This is a genomic window from Pantoea sp. Morm, from assembly GCF_016643525.1.
Classification (GTDB): domain Bacteria; phylum Pseudomonadota; class Gammaproteobacteria; order Enterobacterales; family Enterobacteriaceae; genus Pantoea; species Pantoea dispersa.
The window spans coordinates 1-669 of record NZ_VOQX01000276.1 but is presented as its reverse complement, the minus strand read 5'-3'; the positions used below and the strand labels follow the sequence as shown (position 1 = coordinate 669).

At 47.5% G+C, this 669-nt stretch carries 2 protein-coding genes; one reads left to right on the top strand and one right to left on the bottom strand.

Annotated features, from left to right (window positions below; genetic code table 11):
* Positions 1-158 (bottom strand): glutamine synthetase beta-grasp domain-containing protein (locus tag FT726_RS27540; RefSeq protein WP_346303871.1); only part of this gene is annotated, 158 nt, incomplete at its 3' end.
* A gap of 440 nt (positions 159-598) precedes the next feature.
* On the opposite strand from FT726_RS27540, the gene FT726_RS27725 reads away from it, so the two are divergent.
* The coding region (locus FT726_RS27725) for a GTP-binding protein (protein WP_407075099.1) at positions 599-669 on the top strand (71 nt) is incomplete at its 3' end.

Genomic DNA, 669 nt, shown 5'->3' with positions numbered 1-669 from the left:
GAGCCATCGAACATTTTGCCTTCTTCGAAGAAGTCAGCGTTAACCTGGTGAGCAGGGATAGTAACGTGCTGTTCTTTACCTTTGGTATCGGTAAAACGCAGGTCAACAAACTTAACTTCGTGCTCGTTCATCATCGAGAGAACGTGTTCAGCGGACATACTCAACTCTCCTGGAAATGGTCATTTTGTCGTCGTGGTGAGAGAACTTCTGTTGCCGGGAATGTGTCACGACTACTGACCACCCCTGACCAAGATCTCGGCAAGCTCTTCAACCGTTGTGCAACTGTCGTTTTCGCTTAAAAGATATAAAGCGAATTCTGTGCCAACTTTATTACAATGGTGAAAATGGCGCTGTGATGCGCCCTGCGGTGAGACGACGGCTGCACCAGCGTGGATGGAATGCACCAAAATAGTGCCGTCAGTTTAGGGGCAAGCACTTAAATGGTGCAAAGCGCCATCAAAGTGCAGCTTAATGCACCGTTATTGGTGCTAAAAACGCGCACTGCGAGAATCTTTCGGCGAAAACTGTGATCATGTTCAGTCTTTCGCTTAATCCGTGTACAATACCGCGTTATTTCTATAATGCCTGAGGCAAAGCTGTGATCGAAAATTTGCGTAACATCGCCATCATCGCGCACGTTGACCATGGTAAGACCACCCTGGTTGACAA